Origin of the sequence: Bacillus salipaludis, assembly GCF_030938565.1 — a bacterium.
Lineage (GTDB): Bacteria > Bacillota > Bacilli > Bacillales > Cytobacillaceae > Neobacillus > Neobacillus salipaludis_A.
In genome coordinates this window covers 2,751,222-2,774,771 of the sequence record NZ_JAVGVR010000001.1, presented here as the reverse complement: position 1 = coordinate 2,774,771, position 23,550 = coordinate 2,751,222, and the positions used below count along the sequence as shown (strand labels likewise).

Genomic DNA, 23,550 nt, shown 5'->3' with positions numbered 1-23,550 from the left:
TTACATTCCTCCACCTTTTATGGTTTGATTTAATCCATACCAAATGACGTCGACTTTGTCCGCTACTGCCGCGATGTCCTGATTGGCCCATCCCGCCAAATCGCGCCAAAGTCTGTTCTCTTTCTCCATCGGAACAATTCCTTTTGTAATGTCTGTTCCAATTACCACTAGTTTTCGATTTTTCTCAGCTTTCTCCCAAGAAGTCCAATGGTTTAAGCAGGCTTTCCATATTTCACGTAATTTGCCAGGTTCATATTCTTTCATTAATGCCTTTACCCATGTTTCAATTCCTTCGAGAACAAGCAATTCTTCAGGATGTTCTTCAAGTTCAAATGGAAATGGGTCATTTTGATAGGCTGATTTCCATTGTTCTATTGATTGAATCGGATAAGTTTTTCTTACCCATTCCCTTTTTCCATTAAAGGCACCTCCTGTAACAAAGTGCACCGCTCTCCCCTCCTTAGCGCTTCCCGGTTAGTGGTTAATTCGAACCCTCGATGATGGGGAGATTGCCACTCCCAAAATTCTTTCTTTTCTGGCGCATACTTAGTCAAGAGTTGACGAATGACACCACCATGGGTAATTACCACACAGCTTTGTAAGTCTTTCAGAAGAATTTCATCTACCATCTGTCTCCAGCCAGCTTGAATCCTTTTCTGAAATTGCTGAAACGATTCCCCATCTGGCGGATAATACTGAAATGGATCTGAGAGCCATTTCTGATATCGTGAATCTTCTTTCAATTCATCGTAGGTTTTTCCATCCCAAGCACCAAAATTTATTTCTCGTAACTCTTTTAAAAGCTTGGGATTTGTATTCGGAAAAAATATCTTTGCAGTTTCTATGCATCTTTTTAGGTCACTGGAAAAATAACCATCATAAACACTTTTAACCGGAACTTTGATTTCCCCTATACATATTGGTGAATCCGTCCACCCCAAATAAGCTTTTCGTTTATTCGCTTCTGTCAAGCCATGACGAAATAATGCAATAACCACACTGTCATCCATAAGATTAACTCCGTCCCTTCTACAGAGGCTCCCAAAACATCACCTGTGATGCCGCCAAACCAATTGGACACATTACGGCGGCAAAGGAAATAACATCCACCAGCAGCCAACAATAAGATTGTGACATGAATGATATTTTCATTTAAGAAAATCACTAGGACCAAAAAAATGATGATAAAGATAGGATAAATAATTAACAATTTGAGAGAGACCGCTGTTTGAAACATCGCTGCAAGCCCTTCTTTTCTGGATGATGGGACCGTTACAAGCAAAAGCCCCATTACACTCTTGCTGAAAAAAGGAATCGCTGCAATCAGAAAATATGGAGTAGATTCAGTAATTTCAAAAATAAATAAAAAGCGGCAGCTTAATAAAACAATAACAGAGAGTACTCCAAACGCTCCGGTTCGCGGGTCTTTCATAATTTCCAGCCTTTTTTCTTGATTGCCATAGGAAAAATAAGCATCGCTCGCATCCATCCAACCGTCAAGGTGAATACCGCCGGTAAGAAGGATCGTTGCCAGCCAAAGTAAAAAGGCTGCGGCAAGGTGGGAAAATGGTGTCCATTCTTTTAGTAAAAAAAATAGACTGGCATAGATGATCCCTTGGAACAACCCTAAAAGTGGAAATGCCTGTACCGTCTTACCAAGATGTTCCGAATCCATTGGCAGCTCACGTCGAATCGGGACCGCAGTAAAAAACTGCAGGCCAATGAGAAAACCTTTTAAAAACATCATTCCCCAGAACTCCAATTTTCGATTATTTCTTTTAGAAGGTCCCACTTTAGATGCGCTTTCATTTCTACTGCAAGAGCGGTATATCTTTGATCCTTATAATCTCGCAAATTCCTTATCTCTTTTACCGCGAGCCCCTTCCTTTTCCGAATAAGGTTTAACCAGCGATTTCTCCATTCGTCATTATGAAAAAGGTGGTGCAGATACGTTCCGATGAGTTGGCCGTTATAATGAAAATAGCCTTCTTCTTTTCCGTCTTCCAATTTAAGAAACGAACATCCTTTTTGCTTGATCACCGTTTTTCCCAGATGAATTTCATATCCTTCCAATGGAATTTTTTCAGGAAAACCCGTATCTTCGTGATACGCCGCCACTGTTCTAATCGTTTCCTTTTCTTTATAAAAAATGGTTTTTCCCGGAATCAACCCGATACCCTGTAACCTACTGTTTACGATTCCGGTATCCGAGCCGGCTTCATCAATCATTTCATCACCCAGAATTTGGTATCCACCGCAAATCCCAACTGTAAACCCGCCGTTTTTAAAATGATTTTTAATTTTCACGTCCAACCCTTGATCTTTGATGAACTTTAAATCTTGAATCGTACTTTTTGTCCCCGGAATGATGACCGCGTCTGGCGCACCAAATTCATCAACATGTTTTACCCAGCGAATTGATACATCATCTTCAAATAAAAAGGGTTCTAAATCACTGTAATTTGAAATAAAAGGGAGTTGGATGACTACAACATCAACATCCCCTCTTTTTTGATTTGAAAATTGATTAGCGATAGACAATGAATCTTCCCCATCAATCATATGATGCTCGATATAGGGCAATACCCCTAACACGGGAATCCCTGTTTTTTCTTCAATCCAGCGAACCCCATCTTCAAATAAAGTAATATCCCCGCGGAATTTATTTATGATCACACCAGCTACTCTTTTTCGTTCGTCTGGTTCCATTAGTTCAAGGGTGCCGATAATACTGGCAAAAACACCGCCACGGTCTATATCGGCAACAAGCACAACCGGCACATCCGCTAAAGCAGCCACCTTCATATTGACCAGCTCACGATCCTTTAAATTTATTTCAACCGGACTGCCAGCTCCTTCGATCACTACCATTTCAAACTGATTTGACAGCATTTGAAAGGATTCTCTAATCACATTCAACCCTTTTTCATAAAAATTTTCCCTATATTCTCGCCCGGAAAAGGTCTCAATCGCTTTGCCTAAGTAGACCACTTCTGAGTCCTGGTGGGAACGTGGTTTTAATAGGATTGGATTCATCCAAACCGTTGCCTCCGTTCTAGCTGCTTCCGCCTGAATTCCCTGCGCCCTGCCAATCTCTTTCCCATCAATGGTTACATAAGAGTTATTGGACATATTTTGTGATTTAAACGGTGCAACCTTCACACCTTCAGTCGATAGTATTCGACATAAAGCAGTAACAACCAAGCTTTTACCCACATCTGACGCTGTTCCCTGGATCATAACCCCTTTCATTGTTTCACTCCTTTCATTAAGATGGGGATACCTGCTTCAACCAAATACGCTTCATCTGCAGCTTTTACTAGTTGACGATGGATGTATCCAAGCAATCTACCATATTTCATGACAAGCTCATTTTCGGATAATGACTCGTACACCACTTCATTACTAACAACTATCAACGTTTTCACCTGAATGTTAATCGCTGTAATTCCATTGAGAATTCTTTCCTTGACCACTTCTAAAAAGCTACAATCCCATGATTCTTCTGTAGAAAACAGCTCATTATTCAAGAGTGTCGTTACACAATCAAGCAGCACAATATCCTGTTTCGTCATTTCCTTTGCCCGCTTGCCAATATCTATGGATTGTTCAACGGTTTTCCACTTGTATTTGCCTGCCTCACGATCCAGTTGATGTTTGCTGATACGCTCCTTCATTTCCGTATCTGAAGCAACCCCGGTTGCGAAATAAATGGGGGTTCCTCCAGTTTCAACAGCAATCTCCAGTGCCTTTCTCTCAGCAAAACTGCTTTTGCCGCTCCTAACGCCGCCAGTTATGAAGATAAGGGATGGTGCTTCCGCCACTTTGTAAACACCTCCAGAAGTCGGTCATTCTCCTTACTGCTCTTTATGGCAAAACGAAGCCATTTTCCCTCCAGTCCTGGAAAATTGAATGTATGCCGTGGAATCATCCCGTTGTGAAGGAGAAATTCAAAGAGTTCAAATTGATCGAATATATATGGATCTCTTAATAAATAAAAATTAACGTCAGATGGTGTTACCACAAAGTTTTGTTTTTGGAAAAAATTTAATAGTCTCTCCCGTTCATGAAAAATATAATCCTGCGTTTCTTTGATAAACAATTCCTCTTGCAAACAAAGTTCACCGGTTAATAAGGCAATCGTATTCGTACTCCAATGCGATTGCAGCTCACTTAGTTGTTCAATTACAGAAGGTTCTGCTACTAAATACCCTAATCGAATTCCTGGTATCGCAAACATTTTGGTCATGGAACGAATGATGATTAAATTGGAATATTGATTTATGTAGGGTAGAAATGAATGATAATCTATGAGAAAGTCATAGAATGCCTCATCTAAGACGACAGAACAGTTTTGTTCTTTACATGCCTCTATTATGGCATGGATGCTTGCAGCAGGGTATTGAATCCCTGTTGGATTGTTTGGGTTACAGATAAATAAAGCATCAGCCCCAATCAGACTAGACTGTAGCTCTGCAACATTTAATTCAAATTCTGGCTCTTCCAATGTATGATAGACAATTTCACATTGGTTCACCCGGCAGTTTTTTTCATATTCTGAAAAAGTGGGCTGAATGATGACAACCCTTTTACCCGAGAACCTTCGGGCAACCAAAGCAATTAACTCGGCACCGCCATTTCCAATCAAAATAGACTCATCCAGGATTTGTTCCTTTTTTGCAATTCTTTCCTTCAACCCACTTGCAAAAGGATCTGGATATACATGAATATCCTGATAAAACGCCATCCATTTTTCTTTTAGCAAAGGAGGTGGTCCCAAAGGATTAATGTTTGCACTAAAATCCACATATTCCTTTGGAAGTGAAAGCCCCATTGCTTCATACAAATAGCGTGGATTGGATCCATGTGACGGCCATTTCAATGATGATCCCTCCTGCCCATAATAATAATAAAAATAAAAAAACAGTTTTCCCTAGAATCGTATTCGCCTTTGGGATATGCTCTGCCTTTATCGGCAATAGCGGCTCTCCCATTTTTGCCCGGTCTGAAACCATTCCTTTATAATAATTTATTCCTCCAAGCTGAATCCCTAAAATCGCGGCAACTGCCGCTTCTCCCCAGCCGCTGTTAGGACTTGGATGTTTTTTTGCATCTCGGAACAAGATTTTCCATGCATGACGATACTTCATTTTTTCTGGCTGATTTCCAAAAAGCATGATTAATCCTGTCAACCTGCTGGGGATCCAGTTCATCACATCATCCCATTTGGCAGATGCCCAGCCAAACTCTCTGTACCGTTCATTTTTATATCCAACCATTGAATCGCAGGTATTCGTGGCCCGGTACAATATGGCAAGAGGAGCTCCGCCAATTAGCGCCCAAAATAATGGAGCTGTAACACCGTCACTTGTATTTTCAGCAACAGTTTCAATTGCTCCACGGGCAATTTCCCCTTCACTCAAGGAATCGGTATCCCTGCCAACAATATAGGATAATTTTTTCCTTGCTTCGACTATCACTCCAGCCTTCAATGGTTGATACACTTCAAGAGCCGATTCCTTTAAGCTTTTTTGGGCAATGGTTGTCGAAATGATAATCGCTTCAAGAAAGATCCCCACATACAAGTGAATCTGATAACCTATAAAAATAATAATGAATACCAAAAGAAAAACAATAAGTAAAACACAGATTAGCATCAATACCCCTTTTGCTTTTTTCGCTTGACCATGGTTCCAATTCTTTTCAAAAGATGAAATTAGTGAACCAATCCAGCGAACCGGATGGGGCCAATTGGGGGGATCGCCAATAAGCAAATCAATCATGATTGCAATGGTAATTGAAATTAAATGATGGATAATCACGATTTTTTCCTCTTTTGTGATTTTTGAATCGCTTCGGTCGTACATTGATATACCGCTTTACTAATCAGCTTTCCTAACGGAGTGATCGTACCGGCATACTCCAGAACGCATCCTGTTTGGGTCGCAGCAATTAAGATACTGTCCGTCGAGGTTCCTGTCGCAATAGTCCCCGTAACATTGTCCATTACCTGTAAATCATGGATGGCCTTCACTTTTGCCTCTGTGGCCGTCATGATACTTTGAATAAATGCTTCTTCAGTCAGCTCTCCATTAACAAAAATCCAGGTATTAATCGTGCCGGGCACTCTTTCAAAGGAGTGCAGTTCACTTTTCGAAGCATCAATGGCATTTCCAACACCTGCAGTTACCACGATAAAGATAGAAAAGTCATTTTCTTCATAGGAACGGTAGACCAAATCCTCTAAAATAACAGCAGTCATCATTCCCACGGTTTCAGATGGCTCAAACCCATTCGCTTTTAAAAATGTCGCCATTTCGAGGCGATGGTCACTGCAATTATAACTTTTGTCAACATGACGATTCACAAAATTTTGGTGCCATCCCGTTCCTGAGCCAATCACACCTGAAGACATTGTCCGTAATGGTGCAGGTGTACGCAGCACGATAAACTCAGACGAAATGCCTACCATTGATTCATCTACAATTTTAATCGAATCTTTTTTAATCCCTTCTGGCAATAAGCACATTTGCGGTGCCGCTACTTTCGGATGAGGATGTTTTAGAACTTCTGTATGGTATACGTCCCTTATCTTTTCTTCTCTTAGCACTTCATTCGGAATATGATTGATATTGATTGTGCCGTTTTCGAGCAAGAGCAGGCGGTCACAATATAAACCGGCAAGGTTTAAATCATGAAAAATAGAAATAACCGTCAAACCGGTTTCCCTTGTCCACTGTTTTAATAAATCAAGTAATTCTTTTTGATAAGATAAATCCAAGTGGTTCGTTGGTTCATCTAAAAGAAGAATTTTTGGTTCCTGGGCCAGGGCTTGAGCTAAAAACACCCTTTGTTTTTCTCCACCGGATAACTCTTGAATATTTCTATTTTGAAATGTGGAAATACCCGTCTGGTCCATCACCCGCCTGACGATTATCTCATCTTCTTTTGACCATGATTGAAACCAGCCCTTTTGATGTGCATATCTTCCTAGTGAGACTGTTTCCTTGACGGTATAAGAAAAAGACTCAGAAGAGTGCTGTGAAAGAACGGCAATCATTTGCGCAAGTTGTTTTGAGCCATACTCCATGAGTCTTTTTCCATTAATTAAAATATCACCTTGTTGAACGGGAAGGATTCCACTTAACATTTTTAAAAGAGTTGTTTTCCCACTTCCATTTGGACCTAAAATACCATATAATTCACCTTTTTCTACTTCAAATGAAACATCCTGAAGAACGGTTTCACTTGCATAACCACCTGAAACATGTTTAACGGTAAGCATTTGTTAACCACTTCTTTCCTTCCTTTTTCTCTGCATGAGAATAATTGCAAATACGGGTGCACCAATCAATGCCGTTATAACACCAATTGGCAATTCAGTAGGTGAGATAATCGTTCGGGAAACAAGATCGGCTAAAATTAAAAAACCACTCCCGGATAAACATGTTAATGGAAGTAGATGCCTATGATCAGGTCCCCATAATAATCTAGAAAGATGCGGAATAACCAATCCGACAAAACCGATGGTTCCTGATACAGCTACTGCAGCACCTGTTAGAATCGAACCTGCTGTTAAGATAATTAATTTCCTTTTTTGGACGTTTACCCCTAAATGCTGAGCTCTCTCTTCGCCAAATGACATGGCATTCAATTCTTTGGCATTAAAGATCAAAACGATGGCACCTATTATAAAAAATGGTAAAATAAGCTTTATGTATTCCCAGCCTCGCATCGAGACACTGCCTAGGAGCCAGCCAATAATTTCTCGAAGTTCATCTCCTGTTAAAGCAATCATCAGTGAAATAAGTGCTCCTAAAAACGAACTAAAAATTATCCCCGTTAAAATAATCGTTTCCACTCGCATGGAACGGTCAATTTTCCTTGCTAACGTAAGCACCAAAAAAATGGTTATAAAAGAAAAGAGAATGCTTAGCACAGGTAATGTAAATGCTCCTAAAACTGGAATCGAAAAGCGAAAAAATAATGTCAAAACCGCCCCTACAGATGCCCCAGAGGATACGCCTAATGTATATGGATCGGCCAATGGGTTTCTAAGCAGTCCCTGAAAGGCGGCGCCGCTGATTGCAAGTGCGGCACCTACAAGTCCGGCCAAAATTACCCTCGGGAGTCGAATGTTCATTACAATGCTTTGATACATGGGGTCCAGTTGCTCTGTAAAATGTATTCCAAAAACATTTGAACAAATGATCTTAATAATAGTAAGAACGGGAACGGATACCGTTCCCATCGAAATTCCTAATAAAATTGCAAAAACAAGGAAAATTCCTGCCAAACAAAATGCAGTGTATTTATTATTTAAAAACATCCGGATAGATGGCCTTTGCAAGATCTCCTACTCCTTCGACAATCCTAGGGCCTGGACGGTTTACTTTATCAGCATTAACATCCAAAACCTGTTTGTTTTTAACGGCTTTGACATTTTCCCAGCCTTTTTGTTTTAAAACCTTTTCAGTTGGGTTTTTTACGTAGAAACCAAATGTAGTCACAATTACATCTGGATTTCTTTTTACCATGGCTTCTTCATCTATTTTAATCCAGCCACTTTGATCGTTTGCGATATTGTCTGCGTTGATCATTGATAACATTTCGTCCATAAAAGTATTTTTTCCAGCAGTATAAATTTCTGGTGCAGGAGACACTTCTACTAATACTTTTTTCTTGTCTTTAACTTCTTTTGCCTTTGTTTGAATAACCGCAAGCTTATCTTTCATCCCTTTGATGATTTCTGCTGCTTTTTCGGTTTCTCCGGTAGCTTTCCCAATTGTGTCAATGGTACTATACACTTGCTCAAAATGATCAGCATTTTTCACCACTAAAACCTTGATCCCTGCATCTCTTAGCTGTTGAAGCGCCGCTTTCTCAATACTTGCAGCGGATTCATGAGCTAACACTAAATTCGGCTTTAAAGAGATGATTTTTTCAACATTTATTTCTTGTCCGCCAACTTTCTCTTTTTTCGATACTTCTGCTGGGTAGTTATCGTAATCAGATACTCCCACTACTTCTTTCCCAAGACCCAAAGCAAATGCAATCTCTGTATTACTTGGGATTAATGACACAATCCTTTCAGGCTTTTTATCAATGACAACCTTATCCCCTAATGCATCTGTAATCGTTACCGGGAAGGCAGCTTGTTCAGTTTTCTTTTCCCCAGCATTTTTGTTCTCTTTTCCTTGGTCTTGTTTTCCGGCACAACCTGCTAACATACCTATTATTAACATTGCAGCTAACAATAGTGAATACCATTTTTTCACGTCTATTCCCCCTGTTTTTAACTGAGCTGATTGCTTTTTATCAAAAAAATATTTTGCACCGCAAAAAAACATCTCCATAGGATCATGGAGATGTTGGTTCGATTAGATTCAGTTACTTATTCGAAAGTAAGAAGAGTCTAGCCTTCCACACCTCCCTATCCTCGTAGGTTATTTGGCGTACATAAATAGGCAGGTTTCCTGACTCATGTTCATCGCTTCCTATGTCTTCCCATCATTACGACAGTGACATTCTATAGGTTGCTCCCATTTACAGTGGCGGGACCGCGTTGGTTTTGCACCAAACTTCCCTTTTAAGCTTAAATTCTTTTTAAAAATTTTAGCACCTATTTTTTAAATATATTTTTATGACTACTTCATTATATAGGAAAAGAAAATAATTTGTATATGTTTTTAGAAAAATTTCCGTTCAAAGGAAAAACTTTCATCTAAACATGGTTCTAGCAAAAAATCTAACTCTAATTTTCCGAAATGTGGCGAAAGTTATTCAATTGTTCTGCAAAGGTTGGCCATTTCAATCGCAGCTGATGCTGCGTCCCAGCCTTTATTGCCTGCTTTTGTTCCAGCACGTTCAATCGCCTGTTCAATTGAATCAGTTGTCAATACGCCAAAAATAACTGGAATCCCTGTTTTTAAATTGAGAGCAGAAACGCCCTTTGCCACTTCGTTACACACATAATCAAAATGTGGTGTGGAGCCGCGAATAACCGTACCAAGGGTGATAACGGCATCGTACTTTTTGCTTTCCGCCATTTTTTGCGCAATTAACGGGATTTCAAACGCACCTGGTACCCAGGCAACATCCACGTCTGTTTCACTGACACCATGTCTTTTTAAAGCATCCTGTGCCCCACCTAATAATTTACTTGTAATGAATTCATTAAAACGACCTACTACGATTCCTACTTTTAATCCTGATCCAACTAAATTACCTTCAAAAATATGTCCCATGCTTCTTCCTCCATTTGTTTCCTTAATTTTTTTCTTCCTTAATAATGTAAAAGATGCCCCAATTTGTCGTGCTTTGTGCGAAGGTAGTTCGCATTCTCTTTTCTCATTTCCATTTGTAGCGGAACACGCTCGACCACCTCAATGTCATAACCTTTTAAGCCTTTAATTTTTCTAGGGTTATTCGTTAATAAACGCATTTGTTTAACCCCGAGGTCCTTCAATATTTGTGCGCCTATCCCGTATTCTCTGAGATCCGCTCCAAAACCAAGTTTTTCATTTGCTTCAACGGTATCGTATCCCTCTTCTTGAAGCTTATACGCTCTGAGTTTATTCAATAAACCAATACCGCGGCCTTCCTGACGCATGTATAAAAGGATGCCGTTACCTTCCTTTTCAATTTGGCTCAAAGCCGCATGAAGCTGAGGACCGCAATCACACCGGTAGGAACCAAAAACATCCCCGGTTAAACACTCGGAATGAACTCTGACAAGAATCGGCTTCTCAGGATCAATTTCCCCTTTTACTAATGCCACATGCTCTTTACTATCAACAAGATTGGAATACCCAACTGCTTTAAAATTACCAAATTCAGTTGGCAGATTAATTTCCACTTCACGTTTAACAAGCTGATCCTTTTTATTGCGATATTCAATCAGGTCTTTTATCGTAATTAATTTTACATTTAACGAATCCGCAATTTTTCGTAGTTGAGGAACGCGTGCCATTGTGCCGTCCTCGTTCATAATCTCACAAATCACACCTGCCGGCTTAGCTCCACATAATGTTGCTAAATCAACTGCCGCCTCCGTATGCCCCGTTCTTCTTAAAACACCGCCCTTTTTTGCGACTAACGGGAAAACGTGCCCCGGCCTTTTAAAATCTGAAGGTTTAGATTCTGGGTCGAGCAAACTTAAAACAGTTGCGGAACGCTCGAACGCAGATATCCCTGTCGTTGAAAATTTATGGTCGATACTTACAGTAAAAGCCGTACCATGTGAATCCGTATTAACCGATACCATCGGGAACAAATCAAGTTTTTGCGCCAATTCCTCTTGAATTGGCACGCATATTAGTCCTCGTCCATGGGTAGCCATTAAATTTATTACATCTGGTGTTGCTTTCTCCGCTAGGGCGATAAAGTCACCTTCATTTTCCCGATCCTCGTCATCACAGACAATGACAACTTTTCCTTGTTTTAAATCTTCTAAAGCCTCTTCTATTGTATTAAACATTTTGCATCACTCCTTTCTATTATTTAAGCAAATCCGTTATCAGCTAAAAATTGAGCTGTTATGCCGGATGCTCCTTTTTTCCCTTGATCACTTTTTATACCAGTTATAAAATGACCCACATATTTTCCAATCATATCGCATTCTAAATTGACAATATCGCCTGAACCTTTTAGACCTAAGATCGATTCAGATAATGTATGGGGGATGAGTGAAATCGTAAAAGTATGCTCTGTCTTGCCAAAGACGGTAAGACTTGTACCATCAATTGCAACTGAGCCTTTTAAAATAATGTAGTCTAATATCTCTTGATTGGCTTCAATTTCATAATAGATGGCATTTTCAAATGCTTTTTTACTTTTAATCACCCCGGTCCCATCAATATGTCCGGATACGAAATGACCCCCAAATCTTCCCCCGGCCGCCATCGCCCTTTCCAGGTTCACCTTAGAGCCGCGCTTAACTGAATTTAAACTGGATGCCTTCACTGTTTCCGGCATAACATCTACGGTAAACTGTTTTCCGGTAAAGGAAGTGACTGTTAAACATACACCGTTGACAGCGATACTGTCACCAAGATGAACATCATCAAGAATTTTCTTCGCCTCAACGGTAAGAACGAAAGAATCTCCCGTTCGCTGAATATTTGAAACTAAACCAATTTCCTCAATAATTCCAGTAAACATAGTGTTCTCCTCACTTAGGTTCCGCAATTATCCGGATATCATTGCCGATGCGGCTCACTTCTTTTATTTTTAAAGAAACAACCTCTTCCATTGTTTCAAAGCCTTCACCGCCAAAAGAAGCTGGAGCCATTTTACCACCGATCAATTTAGGTGCAATATAGGTGATCACTTGTTGAAATGCACGTTCCTTTAAAAAGCTTCCATGCACCTCCGCGCCTCCTTCAACAAATAATGATGAAATGCCCATTTCTCCTATTACTTTTAACATTTCACGGATGATTATTTGCTTTTCCGGCAATTTAATCAGCTTAATCCCTAAATCATGGTATTCTTTTTCCCTTTTCTCATCAATGCCAGAGCAGGTAACAATCCATGTCGGCGCCTGACCATCCGTTACAACGTTTGCAGTTAGAGGAGTTCGAAGATTCGTATCAAGGATAATTCGAATTGGATTTTGGCCGCCTGAAGGCAACCTTGTTGTCAAGCTGGGATTATCCTTAATGACCGTATTGACTCCTACTAGAATGGCGTCATGCTGATGGCGGAATACATGAACGTCCTTCCTTGCTTCCTCACCGGTAATCCATTTGCTTTCGCCTATTGCGGTGGCTGTTTTTCCGTCCAAACTGTTGGCGGTTTTTAATGTTACGTATGGCAAACCGGTACTAATGTTGTAAAAAAACATCCTATTCAGCTCACGTGCCTCTTCCTGAAGCAGCCCTACCTCCACCTCAATCCCGGCATTTCTTATTCTTGCAATACCTTTGCCTGCCACCTGGGGATTAGGGTCCGTAGTTGCAACAAATACTTTCTTAATTCCTGTACGAATGACTAAATCCGAGCATGGTGGTGTTTTACCAAAATGGCTGCAGGGTTCTAGGGTGACATAGATGGTTGCATCCTTTGCTTTTTCGCCAGCCATTTCAATGGCATGGACCTCTGCATGGGGCTCGCCCGCTTTTAAATGGGCACCCATGCCAACGATTTGATTGTCCTTTACCACTACTGCTCCAACTACTGGATTGGGAGCAGTCTGTCCCAAAGTGCTTTTTGCCAAATTCAATGCTAGGCTCATGTAGTCTGTATCATTCATAATGGCGTTTCTCCTTCTATCAGAACATAAAAAGACCCTGAAAAAATTTCTTCAGGGTCCTAATAAAGGCAATAGGAAATTGAGGCTTAAAAAAGAGGGTTTTTTAACCAATTTTTAATCCTGCTTATTTTTTCCTTCTCCCATCCAGACTTTAACTGTCGGCCCTGGAGTTTCACCAGATCCACCGTTTAACTAATGTTAACCGGGTCACGGACTAAGAAGCAATGCTTCATCACCGCCGGTTAGGAATTTCACCTGACCCCGAAGGAACTATTTAATTTTAAATTATTTTAAGTATATCGAATTCAATCCAGAAAGGGAAATGATTTGTTCATAATTTATAGGGAATTTTCGACTTTCCTTTTTTTACGATAATTTTGTTAATATTTTCTTACCGGCAGATAAATGTCAAAAATCAAATTCCCTACAGCATACTCAGGCTTATATTCCTCTTTATAAATTTCTATGCTTAATGCCTGGTGATCCTGTTCATATCCATAGTCTTTCATCCACGAAAAAATCTTCCGGTATGTATTTTCAACCTCTTCCGCTTTCCCCTTATGGGTAGTAAATACGTAATTTTTACGTGGAATCGTGAATCCAACCATGCCTTCAGGAACTTCAGTAATTTCTTCCACTGGTGCAGTAACAAAATAGGTAAACTCAGTTTCCCTGCTATGGAATGGAGCAATCAAAACAGGTTCATTCGTTTTATTTTGTACTTCACGTAGTCGCTCTTCCATCACAGTAAATAGATTTGGAATCTTCTTAGTTTGTGAATATGTTCCATTCCATGCAATCCCAACAACCTTTAATTCCTCTTTTTCTACCACTTTTACCTGCAAAATAACTCCCCCTTTTACAAACATCCTATTTTTATAATTCTTAATTTAGTACCGAAATTCCTGCCTATAATCAAACAAAAAAAGCATCCAAATTAAAAAGGGATGCTTTTGTAAAATTATTTTAGAATATTAGGTATCTTTAATCTGTATTAATCGGCAATGCTGTACTAAATTTTATCTCACGTAGGGATAAACTTGTTTGAATCCGATTTACACCAGGGAGTAAGTTCAACTTACGAATAAATTTCTCCAGTTCCTCGCGATTTCGATTGGCAACTTTTAAAAGATAATCATATTCCCCTGTTAAGCAGTGGCATTCCAGAATTTCCGGCATCAAATTCAGCGCCTTCTCTAAATATTCGAGTTGTTCCTTTTGGTGTATATTCGTACTTACAAAGATAAAACAAAGTAAATCAAATCCAAGCTTCCTAGAATTCAAAACTACAACCTGACGGTCAATATAGCCTTCATTCTCCAAGCGCTTAACTCGAGCATGAGTCGCAGGAGGAGAAAGATTCACCCTTCTTGCCAATTCTGCATTACTAAGTTGTGCACCCTTTTGCAGTAAATCTAAGATCTTTCGGTCAAGTAAATCTAACGGTTTATTCCCTTCCATTACATCAAACATCTTATCCCTCATTCCTTGTACCGAATATTTGATTGTTTACCACCATTTTATAACACATCAAATTAACAATAATACATTTTATACTTATTTTACTTTTAATTATTCTTATTATATCCATATTTACAAAATAAATCATAAAAAAACCGATATTTCTGTTACTATTATTAATATAATATCATTGAAAAGGGGCAAATCATAATGCCAATCTTTTATGTTTTTTTATTGCTTCTTACCAGTCTTCTATGGGGAGGAAATTTTGTTTTCGGAAAATTTCTTGTCGGTCATGCCTCACCGATGACCATCACAACATTAAGGTGGATGATTGCCATCCTTGTCCTATTGCCGATTGTTTTAAAGCAGGAAAAAAAGCTAATTCCCCCAAAATCATCCATTATCCCATTACTATTTATGGGATTAACAGGAGTTGTTTTTTTCAACCTATTTCAATTTTTGGCACTTGAAAAAACCTCTGCAACAAATGTTGGATTGATTTCTACCTTAAACCCGATTTCTATTGCAATCTTTTCTTCCTATTTGTTAAAAGAGAAACTAAAAATATTGCAGATATTTTCAATGGGAGTCTCTTTTTTAGGGGTATTAATGGTATTGGCGAAGGGGGAATTATCACATTTATTATCCCTTCATTTTAATATTGGGGATTTGTGGATGATTGCAGCTGTCATCATTTGGGGGCTTTATTCTATTTGTAGTAAATGGGTGATGAAAAAAATGTCACCCATGCTGGCAACTTTCTATTCTGGGGTATTTGGTTTGGTAATTTTGATTCCATTCAATATATCCAGCTTCCAAATTTCCAATCTCAATTCAAGCTTCCTTTGGGCCATTCTATATACTGGGGTAATTTCAACTGTTGTTTGTATGGTACTATGGAATATTGGGGTTCAAAAAATCGGCGCAACGAGTTCGGGAATCTTTTTAAACTTTAACCCTATTTTTACATCCATCCTTGCCTATTTCTTTTTAGGCGAAAGAATGTCCTGGTCAGAATTTGGCGGCAGTGTCATTGTTATTGCCGGATGTTTCCTATTTTCTTGGTTAAGGTCAGGTATGAACGGAAAATCAACAAAAGTACATGTTAAATTTGGGTCATAGAAAGAAGGTTGTTCACTTTGAACAACCTTCTATCAAGTTATACTAGATTACTTGATTCCCTGTGGAATGGCTAAATATAATCCTTTGGCAATGCGTTCGCCATATTCAGGGTCTGCTTTATAGAAATTCTGGATTACTCGTAGCTTAATATCCTCCCTCTCGGCATGAACAACCCGCTCCGGGACCCATTCCCGGTTAAAATGGGCCAATTTTTCAATTAAATGTACGTCTTGAATTAATGTCGGGCCGCGATTCCTTGCTGTCATTAAATTTTGATTATCTCCTACCGGTGCCCCTTTACTACTATTAAATTATTAAAATTACAAGTTGTTATTCCAATTCTTTTAAAATTAATGTCCAATTTTTTTAAATGTGCAAATTTAGACGGATGTACAAACCAAATCAAGCTTTCAACATTTACTGTAAATAAGACTGACAAGAAGGTGTAGATAATGCCTGCAATATCGGGAAAAGAATATATTGATAGAATCAATCATAATCATGCAGAGATTTGGATTGAGGGTAAACAAGTAAGTGGAAATATTTCTGAACATCCTGCATTTGCTGGTGTCATGAAAAGCCAGGCAAAATTATTTGACCTGCAGGTTTCTATGAACAACATGACCTATACATCTCCTACCAGCGGTAATCAGGTTGGTGTTTCTTTCCTTGAACCAAAAACAAAGGAAGATTTGGCCATTAGAAGAGAAATGGTGCAAAATTGGGCGAGAACGAGTGCCGGGATGTTGGGACGATCACCGGATTATATGAATACAGCAGTGATGGCTTTTGCTGCTGCTGCACCTATTTTTTCAGATTCCTCAAAACTATTTGATCAAAACCTGCGGAAGTTATATGAAGATGCACGAGAAAGAGATTTGACCTTTACTCATACGTTTATAAATCCACAAGTCAATCGTTCTCAAGCTTATACAGAGGATTCAGTAAATGTCATCTCGGCCAAAACCGTAAGGCAAAATGAAGATGGTATTTTTATTAAAGGTGCACGACTTTTAGCAACACAAGGCGGAATTACTGACGAAATTCTCGTGTTTCCGACGCATATGGCTTCAATTAACAAGGATTTTGCCTATGCATTTTCAATACCAAGCAACACTTCTGGACTTAGGTTCCTTTGCCGTGAGTCCTTCCGTTACAAGGATAGTCAATTTGACCATCCTCTCGGCTCTCGGTTTGATGAGATCGATACGATCGTTGTTTTTGATGATGTTTTCGTTCCTTGGGAACGTGTCTTTTGCTACCAGAATCCGGAGAGTTCCTATAGGATTTTTTCCGAAAGCAGTTTTTATCCACTAGTAGGTCATCAAGTAACTGCACGGAGGGTGGTAAAAACCGAATTTATTTTGGGTGTCGCACAAATGCTTGTAGATACAATTAATGTCGGGGAATACCAGCATATCCAGGAAAAAATTAGTGAGATCATTGTTGGACTAGAGACGATAAAAGCATTGCTGTTGGCCTCCGAAGTGAATGCGAAACTAGATCAATGGGGAACGATGACTCCTGATTTCACCCCATTAGGTACAGCAATTATTAGTTATTCTCGTCTTTATCCTAGGCTTTGTGAGATTTTACAGCAAATCGGGGCTAGCGGACTCGTTTCGATTCCAGGTGAAGCGGATTTTTCATCAGAAATAAAGGGAGATCTTGACCAGTATCTACAGGCTGCAAATGCCAATGCATTTGATCGTGTTACACTTTTTCGCCTGGCGTGGGATATTAGTATGAGCGCTTTTGGAACAAGACAATCCCTTTACGAACGCTATTTTTTCGGTGATCCTGTTAAAATGGCCAGTAATGTATATCAAACCTACCACCGGGAACATTCAATTGGATTCGTGAAGGAATTTCTAAATAATCACTAAAACATAAAGAAAACACGCCTCTGTCTTCGCCCTTAAGGGCGAAGACAGAGGCGTAGTTGCACTTATACTTTTCCACTAAAAATTGCTTCTACGTCGAGTTTCTTCTTCGCAGCAATTTTATAATTTCTTAAAGTGCAAAAAAACAAACTCCACTAACTGGAGTTTGTTTTATCATTTTTATGCTTTATGCACATTTACAGCTTGTGGACCGCGTTGTCCATTTTCGATATCAAAGGTAACTTCTTGGCCCTCGTCTAATGTTTTGTACCCTTCGCCTTGAATGGCAGAAAAGTGAACGAATACATCATCTCCACCATCACGCTCAATAAATCCAAAGCCTTTTTCACTGTTAAACCATTTTACTTTACCATGTTCCATTTCTTTTGTAGCCTCCTAGCATTTAGCCAATACATGTTTTGCAAAAATATACTTGCTAGAATAGCTTTTCCCAAAAAAATTATTTTTAAACCATAATCATCAATTTTGAAAAAATTTTATTTTCTCAGTGCCCATTTTCGAATTGCTTTTGCCACTCCATCTTCATTGTTGGCTGCGGTAACCCATTCAGCAGTATCTTTCACGATTTCCTGTGCATTGCCCATCGCCACACCAAGACCCGCTTCTTTAATCATCGCTATATCATTTAAACTGTCCCCGCAAGCCATGACATTCTCCATATCAATTCCAAGACGTTCACAAACCATTTTTAATCCCTTGGCCTTATTTATACCAAGCGGATTGACTTCAATATTCTTAAGAGTTGAATTGCTCAGCTCAAATTCACCTTTGGATTGAAGCTCTTTATTAATGATTTCTCGAATTTCATCATCATCAATATCAAATCCAAATTTTAACCACTCAAAGCTATGCAGGTCCTCCGGCATATCATTAAACCAGTTTCGTTCCGTGCTGATTGCCCAAAACTTCGTATTATGCTGCTTTGACAATTCCCACATCCATTGGATTAGGTCAGCCTTCATTAGATTTCTTTCGACTAATTCACGCTTTTCGTCCCAGACCTCACTCCCATTTACAGTTACAAGAAAGGATGTGAGTTCAAGTGAATCTGCATGCTCCCTGCATGTTCGTAAGGAGCGTCCTGTACTTAGGACAACATAGATTCCCTTTGCCTGCGCTTCTTTTATAGCCTCACGGTTTCCCACTGAAACTTCTCCCTTATCATTTAAAAGGGTTCCATCCATATCAAGGGCAATAAGCTTGATATTAGGTTTATTTATGAAATTATCCATTTATATACTCCCTTCTCTCTTTACCGTTTAGAGTAACATCTTCTTCATGTCATTATCAAAAAATGAGCTTTTCACTTTACATAATTTTATTACTTTTAGCGAGTTAGGCTTAAAAGATGGCAATCATCAAGGTGATGATAACTAAAAATAATAAACACCCCACGATCAAATCGCGGGGTATTTTTATCATTGCTGTTTATTTAACTATTGGCTCTGCTAAACCTGGTTGTTGATTTCCGATCCAGGCACTTCGCTTCAATCAACGTTGTTCAAAATCAACATTGTCCTTTAACACAGCCTAACTATTATTAATGGTGATGGTGATGGTGATGATCACCTTTTGATGGATTGGTAATTAACCATTCTTCTTTTGGCACCTGGAAAAATTGAATCCAGATACCGTCCAAATATTCATCGCCTTTTTCAAGAATAAAATCAATGTCCTTATCTGTTTTTACTACCTCATCCTTTTCAGTCGGTGTATCCAGCATTAAATCATAATGAGCATGATCCCCATGCATATGGGTAACAAATACACGAAACAACTTCCCTTGTGCCTCTTCTTGTTCCAACATTTTTTTCAACGCTTTTGCTGCATTTCGATTAATTTTGACTTTCACTTTTATTCTCCTATTCCAAAATAATTTAATTTTATTATCCCATTTATATATCAAAATAGACACCTTTTATCCACATTTTTCCTCAAATTCCGCCACTTTCTACCCAAATGTCAAAAACTTTAACAAATTTGTCACAAATATTTTCAAAAACCTATACAAACATCACAGACAACTTGCTAAGATGACTTTAAGAAGAATCACTCTAAATTAATTAAAATTAACAACCCAGGTAAAGGGACCATGAAATGGCAAGTCAAATCACAATATTAAAAGATTAGTAGGGTTGGATCTTGTACAATATTGTGAATGAATTCACACATTTATTTGTGAAAATATGAACAACTTTATTGAAAGGAGCGTAAAAAATGTTTAAAAAGGGTTATTTGATTCCCCTATTAGCTTTTTTACCGGTATTATTTTTAAGCGGCTGTGAGCCAAATATGGTTGTTTTTCAACCTAAGGGGCCTGCAGCAAGAGAAATTTTAGGCCTGATTAACTGGTCACTAATTTTTATGGCACTTGTTGTAATTGTTGTTATTGGCTTGTTTGTATTTATTGTGTGGAAATATCGCGCAACAGATAAAAATAAAGATTACGAGCCACCAGAAGAACATGGCAGTACAAAATTGGAAATCACCTGGACTGTCATCCCGATTCTGATTGTTATTGCGCTTACCATTCCGACGGTAAAATCAATTTATAATCTTGAAAAAGTTCCGAAAGGATATGAAAATAAAAAGCCAATCACAATCAATGTTACTTCCGCAGATTGGAAATGGATCTTTAGTTATCCGGATCAAGGAATTGAAACGGTGAACTATTTGAACGTTCCAGTTGGTACCCCTATTAAATTTAAGCTTACCTCTGCGGGTACGATGAACTCTTTTTGGATTCCTGCTTTAGGCGGTCAAAAATATACAATGGCAAAAATGGAAACTCAACTTTACCTTGTAGCTGATCAACCTGGTGAATATATCGGGAAAAACACAAACTTTAACGGAAAAGGCTATGCAGGAATGGAATTTACTGTGGAAGCCCAATCACCGCAGAAGTTTGACAAATGGGTGAAGGATGTAAAGAACACTGCACCAAAATTATCGGAAAAGAAATATGTTGAACTATTAAAACCATCAAACTTAGGCCGTCAAACCTTTTCAAACACACACCTAGCCTATGTTGATCACGGTGATATGCATTCGAAAACTTACACATTCCCTGAATTGTACAGAAATCACGACTACCCAGGGAAAATTTTTAAAGAACCTGATAACCATGAAATGCACATGGAGGGTCAGGCAGAAGGAAAGTCAATGGAAATGAATAATATGGATATGAAGGACATGGACATGAGTGGAAATTCCAATGGAGGTGACCATAGTGGACATTAAGTGGGATAAGTTTTTTATTACCGGAGACCCTCTAATCTTAGGCTCTCAAGTTGCAATTGCTTTAACCATGATTGGTATTGTTGTAGGTGTAACCTATTTTAAAAAATGGAAATGGCTGTGGCAGGAATGGTTCACAACTGTTGATCATAAACGGATTGGAATTATGTATATTCTTGTCGGAGTACTCATGTTTTTCCGCGGTGGCATTGACGGGTTATTAATGAAAGCCCAAACCGCCACCCCAGATGGAAAAATACTTGATGCACAGCACTATAATGAAATTTTCACAACACACGGCGTCATAATGATCCTCTTCATGGCTATGCCGTTCTTAATCGGATTAATGAACGTGGTTGTTCCTTTGCAAATCGGTGCTCGAGACGTTGCATTTCCGCAATTGAATGCATTAAGTTTCTGGTTAACTTTTGCCGGAGCGATGCTGTTTAATATTTCGTTTGTTATCGGTGGTTCTCCGGATGCAGGTTGGACTGCTTACTTCCCTCTTGCAGGAAAAGAATTTACTCCTGGTATTGGGAATAACTTTTATGCCGTTGCCATCCAGATTGCCGGGATTGGTACATTAATGACGGGGATCAACTTTATCGTCACAGTTTTAAAAATGAGAGCTCCCGGTATGACGTTAATGAAAATGCCCATGTTTACTTGGACATCCTTCATCGCATCAGTAATTATTTGGGCATCCTTCCCTATTTTCACTGTTGCTCTTGCATTAATGACATTTGACCGGATTTTCGGAACGCATTTCTTTACCGTTTCAGGTGACGGAAACCCAATGATGTGGGCGAACCTGTTCTGGTTATGGGGTCACCCCGAAGTATATATTGTTGTTCTTCCGGCGTTTGGAATGTTTTCAGAGGTTATTTCAACCTTCTCTCGTAAAATGCTGTATGGTTATAAATCAATGGTTTTCTCGATTGTTGGTATCGCCCTTTTAAGTATGCTTGTTTGGGTCCATCATTTCTTTACAATGGGTGCAGGGCCTGCAGTTAACTCTATTTTCTCGATTACAACGATGATGATTGCTATCCCTACAGGAGTTAAAATGTTTAACTGGCTGTTTACAATGCGTAAAGGACGCATTCAATTTACAACAGCAATGCTTTGGGCATTAGCGTTCGTCCCTTGCTTTTTGATTGGAGGCGTAACCGGGGTTATGCTTGCAATGGGTGCAGCAGATTATCAATACCATAATACACTATTCCTAGTAGCGCATTTCCACTATGTATTAATTCCAGGTGTTGTATTTGCTGTATTCGCTGGACTTTACTACTGGTGGCCAAAAATGTTTGGTCATATGCTGAACGAAAAGCTTGGAAAACTTCATTTCTGGTTCTTTGTAGTTGGTTTTAATATGACCTTTATGCCAATGTTCTTCCTTGGATTAGACGGTGCCGTCAGACGTGCTTATACGTACTCTGCGGAAACAGGTTTTGGACCATTGATGCTCGTTTCTGCAATTGGTGCAGGAATTCTTGCGATTGGCTTTGGTTTCTTATGTTATAACATTTATTGGAGTGCAAGATATGCGGACCGCAATATTTCAAGCGATCCATGGGATGCACGAACACTTGAATGGGCTACAGCTTCCCCTGTTCAATTCTATAATTTTGCCAAACTACCTGAAGTGAAATCAATTGATGCCTTCTGGTACATGAAGAAACACAATGAAGGTCTAGAGTTAAAAGAAGATGACTTGGAAGAAATTCATATGCCAAACAATTCAGGTCTTCCAATTGTGATGGCAGTTGTCATGGGAATCGCAGGATTCTTCCTCATCTTTGAATGGAAAATCGCTGCACTTGTCGCACTTTTAGGCATCTTCGCCTGCTTGATTTGCCGTTCCTTTGATTATAAGGATGGCTTCCATGTACCGGTAGATGAAATTAAAAAGACAGAAAAAGCATGGAGAGACCTCCAAAAAGGAGTGAAGAAAAATCATGTCAGCTAATGTAAACACTGCGCTACCGCTTGAATATCAAACAGAACAAAGCCGAATGAATATTTTTGGTTTCTGGATTTTCTTAGGTGCGGAAATCATTCTATTTGCAACACTCTTCGCAACCTATGCAGTACTTGACCACCGTTATGCCGGTGGTCCTACCCCACATGAACTTTTCGAAATTAAAGGGGTTATGATTGAAACCATCCTGCTCCTAACCAGTAGTTTTACGTGCGGCTTAGCCATTTATGAAATGCACCGAGGTAATAAAAAAGGTCTATTAACCTGGATGATTATTACTTTATTATTGGGTGCCGGGTTTGTTGGGATGGAAATTGAAGAATTTATTGCCTACGTTCATGAAGGTGCTACGATGCAAACTAGTGCATTCCTTTCAGGATTCTTTGTCCTCTTAGGTACACACGGATTGCACGTAAGTATGGGAATTGGCTGGGCTGTTATGGTAATGATTCAAATTGCGAAAAAAGGTTTGACACCAGTAACAGCCCGTAAGGCTTTTATTATCGGTCTATACTGGCACTTCCTTGATGTTGTTTGGATTTTCATCTTCACATTTGTGTATTTAAAAGGGATGGTGGCTTAAG

Annotated in this window: 25 protein-coding genes, 1 pseudogene and 2 riboswitches; of the genes and pseudogenes, 5 read left to right on the top strand and 21 right to left on the bottom strand. The window is 39.2% G+C overall.

Annotation, left to right across the window (positions count from 1 at the left end; genetic code table 11):
- The 16 genes from RCG21_RS13710 to RCG21_RS13635 form a co-directional block, all read right to left on the bottom strand.
- Positions 1-447 carry a bifunctional adenosylcobinamide kinase/adenosylcobinamide-phosphate guanylyltransferase gene (locus tag RCG21_RS13710; protein ID WP_133333513.1) on the bottom strand — a complete coding sequence of 149 codons (447 nt, stop codon included), beginning with the start codon at positions 445-447 and terminating at the stop codon, positions 1-3.
- On the bottom strand, positions 399-1,010 hold the full coding sequence (locus RCG21_RS13705) for a histidine phosphatase family protein (protein ID WP_133333514.1): 612 nt from the start codon (positions 1,008-1,010) through the stop codon (positions 399-401). The genes RCG21_RS13710 and RCG21_RS13705 overlap by 49 nt, the downstream gene beginning before the upstream one ends.
- Positions 968-1,747 (bottom strand): adenosylcobinamide-GDP ribazoletransferase, encoded by a 780-nt coding sequence (gene cobS, locus RCG21_RS13700; protein WP_133333515.1) that lies wholly within the window; start codon positions 1,745-1,747, stop codon positions 968-970. Before cobS ends, RCG21_RS13705 begins: the two co-directional genes overlap by 43 nt.
- Complete coding sequence (locus RCG21_RS13695) at positions 1,744-3,252, bottom strand: cobyric acid synthase (protein ID WP_133333516.1); 1,509 nt, start codon at positions 3,250-3,252, stop codon at positions 1,744-1,746. Before RCG21_RS13695 ends, cobS begins: the two co-directional genes overlap by 4 nt.
- Positions 3,249-3,824: a bifunctional adenosylcobinamide kinase/adenosylcobinamide-phosphate guanylyltransferase gene (locus RCG21_RS13690; RefSeq protein ID WP_133333517.1), complete on the bottom strand. Its 576-nt coding sequence runs from the start codon at positions 3,822-3,824 to the stop codon at positions 3,249-3,251. Before RCG21_RS13690 ends, RCG21_RS13695 begins: the two co-directional genes overlap by 4 nt.
- Complete coding sequence (gene cobD, locus RCG21_RS13685; RefSeq protein WP_308913273.1) at positions 3,794-4,882, bottom strand: threonine-phosphate decarboxylase CobD; 1,089 nt, start codon at positions 4,880-4,882, stop codon at positions 3,794-3,796. The genes RCG21_RS13690 and cobD overlap by 31 nt, the downstream gene beginning before the upstream one ends.
- A complete protein-coding gene (cbiB, locus tag RCG21_RS13680) occupies positions 4,839-5,822 on the bottom strand; it encodes an adenosylcobinamide-phosphate synthase CbiB (protein ID WP_133333765.1) in 984 nt (327 codons plus the stop codon). Before cbiB ends, cobD begins: the two co-directional genes overlap by 44 nt.
- The gene (locus RCG21_RS13675; RefSeq protein WP_133333519.1) at positions 5,819-7,285 is read right to left on the bottom strand and encodes an adenosylcobinamide amidohydrolase; all 1,467 of its coding nucleotides are present in this window, start codon (positions 7,283-7,285) and stop codon (positions 5,819-5,821) included. Before RCG21_RS13675 ends, cbiB begins: the two co-directional genes overlap by 4 nt.
- Before the next feature lie 3 nt (positions 7,286-7,288).
- A complete protein-coding gene (locus tag RCG21_RS13670) occupies positions 7,289-8,350 on the bottom strand; it encodes a FecCD family ABC transporter permease (protein WP_133333520.1) in 1,062 nt (353 codons plus the stop codon).
- A complete protein-coding gene (locus RCG21_RS13665; RefSeq protein ID WP_133333521.1) occupies positions 8,316-9,278 on the bottom strand; it encodes an ABC transporter substrate-binding protein in 963 nt (320 codons plus the stop codon). Before RCG21_RS13665 ends, RCG21_RS13670 begins: the two co-directional genes overlap by 35 nt.
- Before the next feature lie 171 nt (positions 9,279-9,449).
- Positions 9,450-9,641, bottom strand: a riboswitch (cobalamin riboswitch).
- A gap of 138 nt (positions 9,642-9,779) precedes the next feature.
- Positions 9,780-10,247, bottom strand: a complete 468-nt coding sequence (gene ribH / locus RCG21_RS13660) for a 6,7-dimethyl-8-ribityllumazine synthase (RefSeq protein ID WP_133333522.1) — start codon at positions 10,245-10,247, stop codon at positions 9,780-9,782.
- 38 nt (positions 10,248-10,285) lie between these two features.
- A complete protein-coding gene (locus RCG21_RS13655; protein WP_133333523.1) occupies positions 10,286-11,479 on the bottom strand; it encodes a bifunctional 3,4-dihydroxy-2-butanone-4-phosphate synthase/GTP cyclohydrolase II in 1,194 nt (397 codons plus the stop codon).
- A 23-nt stretch (positions 11,480-11,502) separates the two neighbouring features.
- Positions 11,503-12,162, bottom strand: a complete 660-nt coding sequence (gene ribE, locus RCG21_RS13650; RefSeq protein WP_133333524.1) for a riboflavin synthase — start codon at positions 12,160-12,162, stop codon at positions 11,503-11,505.
- A 10-nt stretch (positions 12,163-12,172) separates the two neighbouring features.
- Complete coding sequence (gene ribD / locus RCG21_RS13645) at positions 12,173-13,255, bottom strand: bifunctional diaminohydroxyphosphoribosylaminopyrimidine deaminase/5-amino-6-(5-phosphoribosylamino)uracil reductase RibD (protein WP_308913272.1); 1,083 nt, start codon at positions 13,253-13,255, stop codon at positions 12,173-12,175.
- A gap of 128 nt (positions 13,256-13,383) precedes the next feature.
- Positions 13,384-13,528: riboswitch (FMN riboswitch) on the bottom strand.
- A 107-nt stretch (positions 13,529-13,635) separates the two neighbouring features.
- Positions 13,636-14,100, bottom strand: a complete 465-nt coding sequence (locus tag RCG21_RS13640; RefSeq protein WP_165976196.1) for a GyrI-like domain-containing protein — start codon at positions 14,098-14,100, stop codon at positions 13,636-13,638.
- 139 nt (positions 14,101-14,239) lie between these two features.
- A complete protein-coding gene (locus RCG21_RS13635) occupies positions 14,240-14,728 on the bottom strand; it encodes an Lrp/AsnC family transcriptional regulator (RefSeq protein WP_372512651.1) in 489 nt (162 codons plus the stop codon).
- Between the two features lie 198 nt (positions 14,729-14,926).
- Between RCG21_RS13635 and RCG21_RS13630 the strand changes: the two genes are divergently transcribed.
- Positions 14,927-15,841, top strand: coding sequence for a DMT family transporter (locus RCG21_RS13630; protein ID WP_133333527.1), 915 nt, complete (start codon positions 14,927-14,929; stop codon positions 15,839-15,841).
- 47 nt (positions 15,842-15,888) lie between these two features.
- Here the strand turns inward: RCG21_RS13630 and RCG21_RS13625 are convergent, their stop codons facing one another.
- Both RCG21_RS13625 and RCG21_RS13620 read right to left on the bottom strand, forming a co-directional pair.
- Positions 15,889-15,975 (bottom strand): hypothetical protein, encoded by an 87-nt coding sequence (locus RCG21_RS13625; protein ID WP_372512760.1) that lies wholly within the window; start codon positions 15,973-15,975, stop codon positions 15,889-15,891.
- Between the two features lie 24 nt (positions 15,976-15,999).
- Positions 16,000-16,107, bottom strand: a pseudogene (locus RCG21_RS13620) (catalase); the annotation flags it as partial.
- Between the two features lie 186 nt (positions 16,108-16,293).
- Between RCG21_RS13620 and hpaB the strand changes: the two are divergent.
- Entirely contained in the window at positions 16,294-17,727 is a 1,434-nt protein-coding gene (gene hpaB, locus RCG21_RS13615; RefSeq protein ID WP_133333529.1) for a 4-hydroxyphenylacetate 3-monooxygenase, oxygenase component, read from the top strand.
- 177 nt (positions 17,728-17,904) lie between these two features.
- Here the strand turns inward: hpaB and RCG21_RS13610 are convergent, their stop codons facing one another.
- From RCG21_RS13610 to RCG21_RS13600, 3 genes are all read right to left on the bottom strand, one after another.
- Complete coding sequence (locus RCG21_RS13610; RefSeq protein WP_026575266.1) at positions 17,905-18,105, bottom strand: cold-shock protein; 201 nt, start codon at positions 18,103-18,105, stop codon at positions 17,905-17,907.
- A 116-nt stretch (positions 18,106-18,221) separates the two neighbouring features.
- Complete coding sequence (locus tag RCG21_RS13605) at positions 18,222-18,977, bottom strand: Cof-type HAD-IIB family hydrolase (protein ID WP_133333530.1); 756 nt, start codon at positions 18,975-18,977, stop codon at positions 18,222-18,224.
- A 308-nt stretch (positions 18,978-19,285) separates the two neighbouring features.
- A complete protein-coding gene (locus tag RCG21_RS13600; RefSeq protein WP_133333531.1) occupies positions 19,286-19,597 on the bottom strand; it encodes an iron-sulfur cluster assembly accessory protein in 312 nt (103 codons plus the stop codon).
- Between the two features lie 365 nt (positions 19,598-19,962).
- On the opposite strand from RCG21_RS13600, the gene qoxA reads away from it, so the two are divergent.
- Genes qoxA through qoxC form a run of 3 tightly spaced genes read left to right on the top strand, consistent with a single transcriptional unit; the run spans position 19,963 to position 23,549 of the window.
- Positions 19,963-20,985 (top strand): cytochrome aa3 quinol oxidase subunit II, encoded by a 1,023-nt coding sequence (gene qoxA, locus RCG21_RS13595; protein ID WP_133333532.1) that lies wholly within the window; start codon positions 19,963-19,965, stop codon positions 20,983-20,985.
- Positions 20,975-22,954 (top strand): cytochrome aa3 quinol oxidase subunit I, encoded by a 1,980-nt coding sequence (qoxB, locus tag RCG21_RS13590; RefSeq protein WP_133333533.1) that lies wholly within the window; start codon positions 20,975-20,977, stop codon positions 22,952-22,954. Before qoxA ends, qoxB begins: the two co-directional genes overlap by 11 nt.
- Positions 22,944-23,549: a cytochrome aa3 quinol oxidase subunit III gene (qoxC, locus tag RCG21_RS13585; protein WP_133333534.1), complete on the top strand. Its 606-nt coding sequence runs from the start codon at positions 22,944-22,946 to the stop codon at positions 23,547-23,549. The genes qoxB and qoxC overlap by 11 nt, the downstream gene beginning before the upstream one ends.
- Position 23,550 lies beyond the last annotated feature (1 nt).

Excerpts from the sequence above, each read along its gene's own strand:
- RCG21_RS13705 (WP_133333514.1), bottom strand. The coding sequence starts at position 1,010 with ATGGATGACAGTGTGGTTATTGCATTATTTCGTCATGGCTTGACAGAA.
- cobS (WP_133333515.1), bottom strand. The coding sequence starts at position 1,747 with ATGATGTTTTTAAAAGGTTTTCTCATTGGCCTGCAGTTTTTTACTGCG.
- RCG21_RS13695 (WP_133333516.1), bottom strand. The coding sequence starts at position 3,252 with ATGAAAGGGGTTATGATCCAGGGAACAGCGTCAGATGTGGGTAAAAGC.
- RCG21_RS13675 (WP_133333519.1), bottom strand. The coding sequence starts at position 7,285 with ATGCTTACCGTTAAACATGTTTCAGGTGGTTATGCAAGTGAAACCGTT.
- ribH (WP_133333522.1), bottom strand. The coding sequence starts at position 10,247 with ATGGGACATATTTTTGAAGGTAATTTAGTTGGATCAGGATTAAAAGTA.
- RCG21_RS13655 (WP_133333523.1), bottom strand. The coding sequence starts at position 11,479 with ATGTTTAATACAATAGAAGAGGCTTTAGAAGATTTAAAACAAGGAAAA.
- ribE (WP_133333524.1), bottom strand. The coding sequence starts at position 12,162 with ATGTTTACTGGAATTATTGAGGAAATTGGTTTAGTTTCAAATATTCAG.
- ribD (WP_308913272.1), bottom strand. The coding sequence starts at position 13,255 with ATGAATGATACAGACTACATGAGCCTAGCATTGAATTTGGCAAAAAGC.
- RCG21_RS13635 (WP_372512651.1), bottom strand. The coding sequence starts at position 14,728 with ATGTTTGATGTAATGGAAGGGAATAAACCGTTAGATTTACTTGACCGA.
- RCG21_RS13630 (WP_133333527.1), top strand. The coding sequence starts at position 14,927 with ATGCCAATCTTTTATGTTTTTTTATTGCTTCTTACCAGTCTTCTATGG.
- hpaB (WP_133333529.1), top strand. The coding sequence starts at position 16,294 with ATGCCTGCAATATCGGGAAAAGAATATATTGATAGAATCAATCATAAT.
- RCG21_RS13610 (WP_026575266.1), bottom strand. The coding sequence starts at position 18,105 with ATGGAACATGGTAAAGTAAAATGGTTTAACAGTGAAAAAGGCTTTGGA.
- RCG21_RS13605 (WP_133333530.1), bottom strand. The coding sequence starts at position 18,977 with ATGGATAATTTCATAAATAAACCTAATATCAAGCTTATTGCCCTTGAT.
- qoxA (WP_133333532.1), top strand. The coding sequence starts at position 19,963 with ATGTTTAAAAAGGGTTATTTGATTCCCCTATTAGCTTTTTTACCGGTA.
- qoxC (WP_133333534.1), top strand. The coding sequence starts at position 22,944 with ATGTCAGCTAATGTAAACACTGCGCTACCGCTTGAATATCAAACAGAA.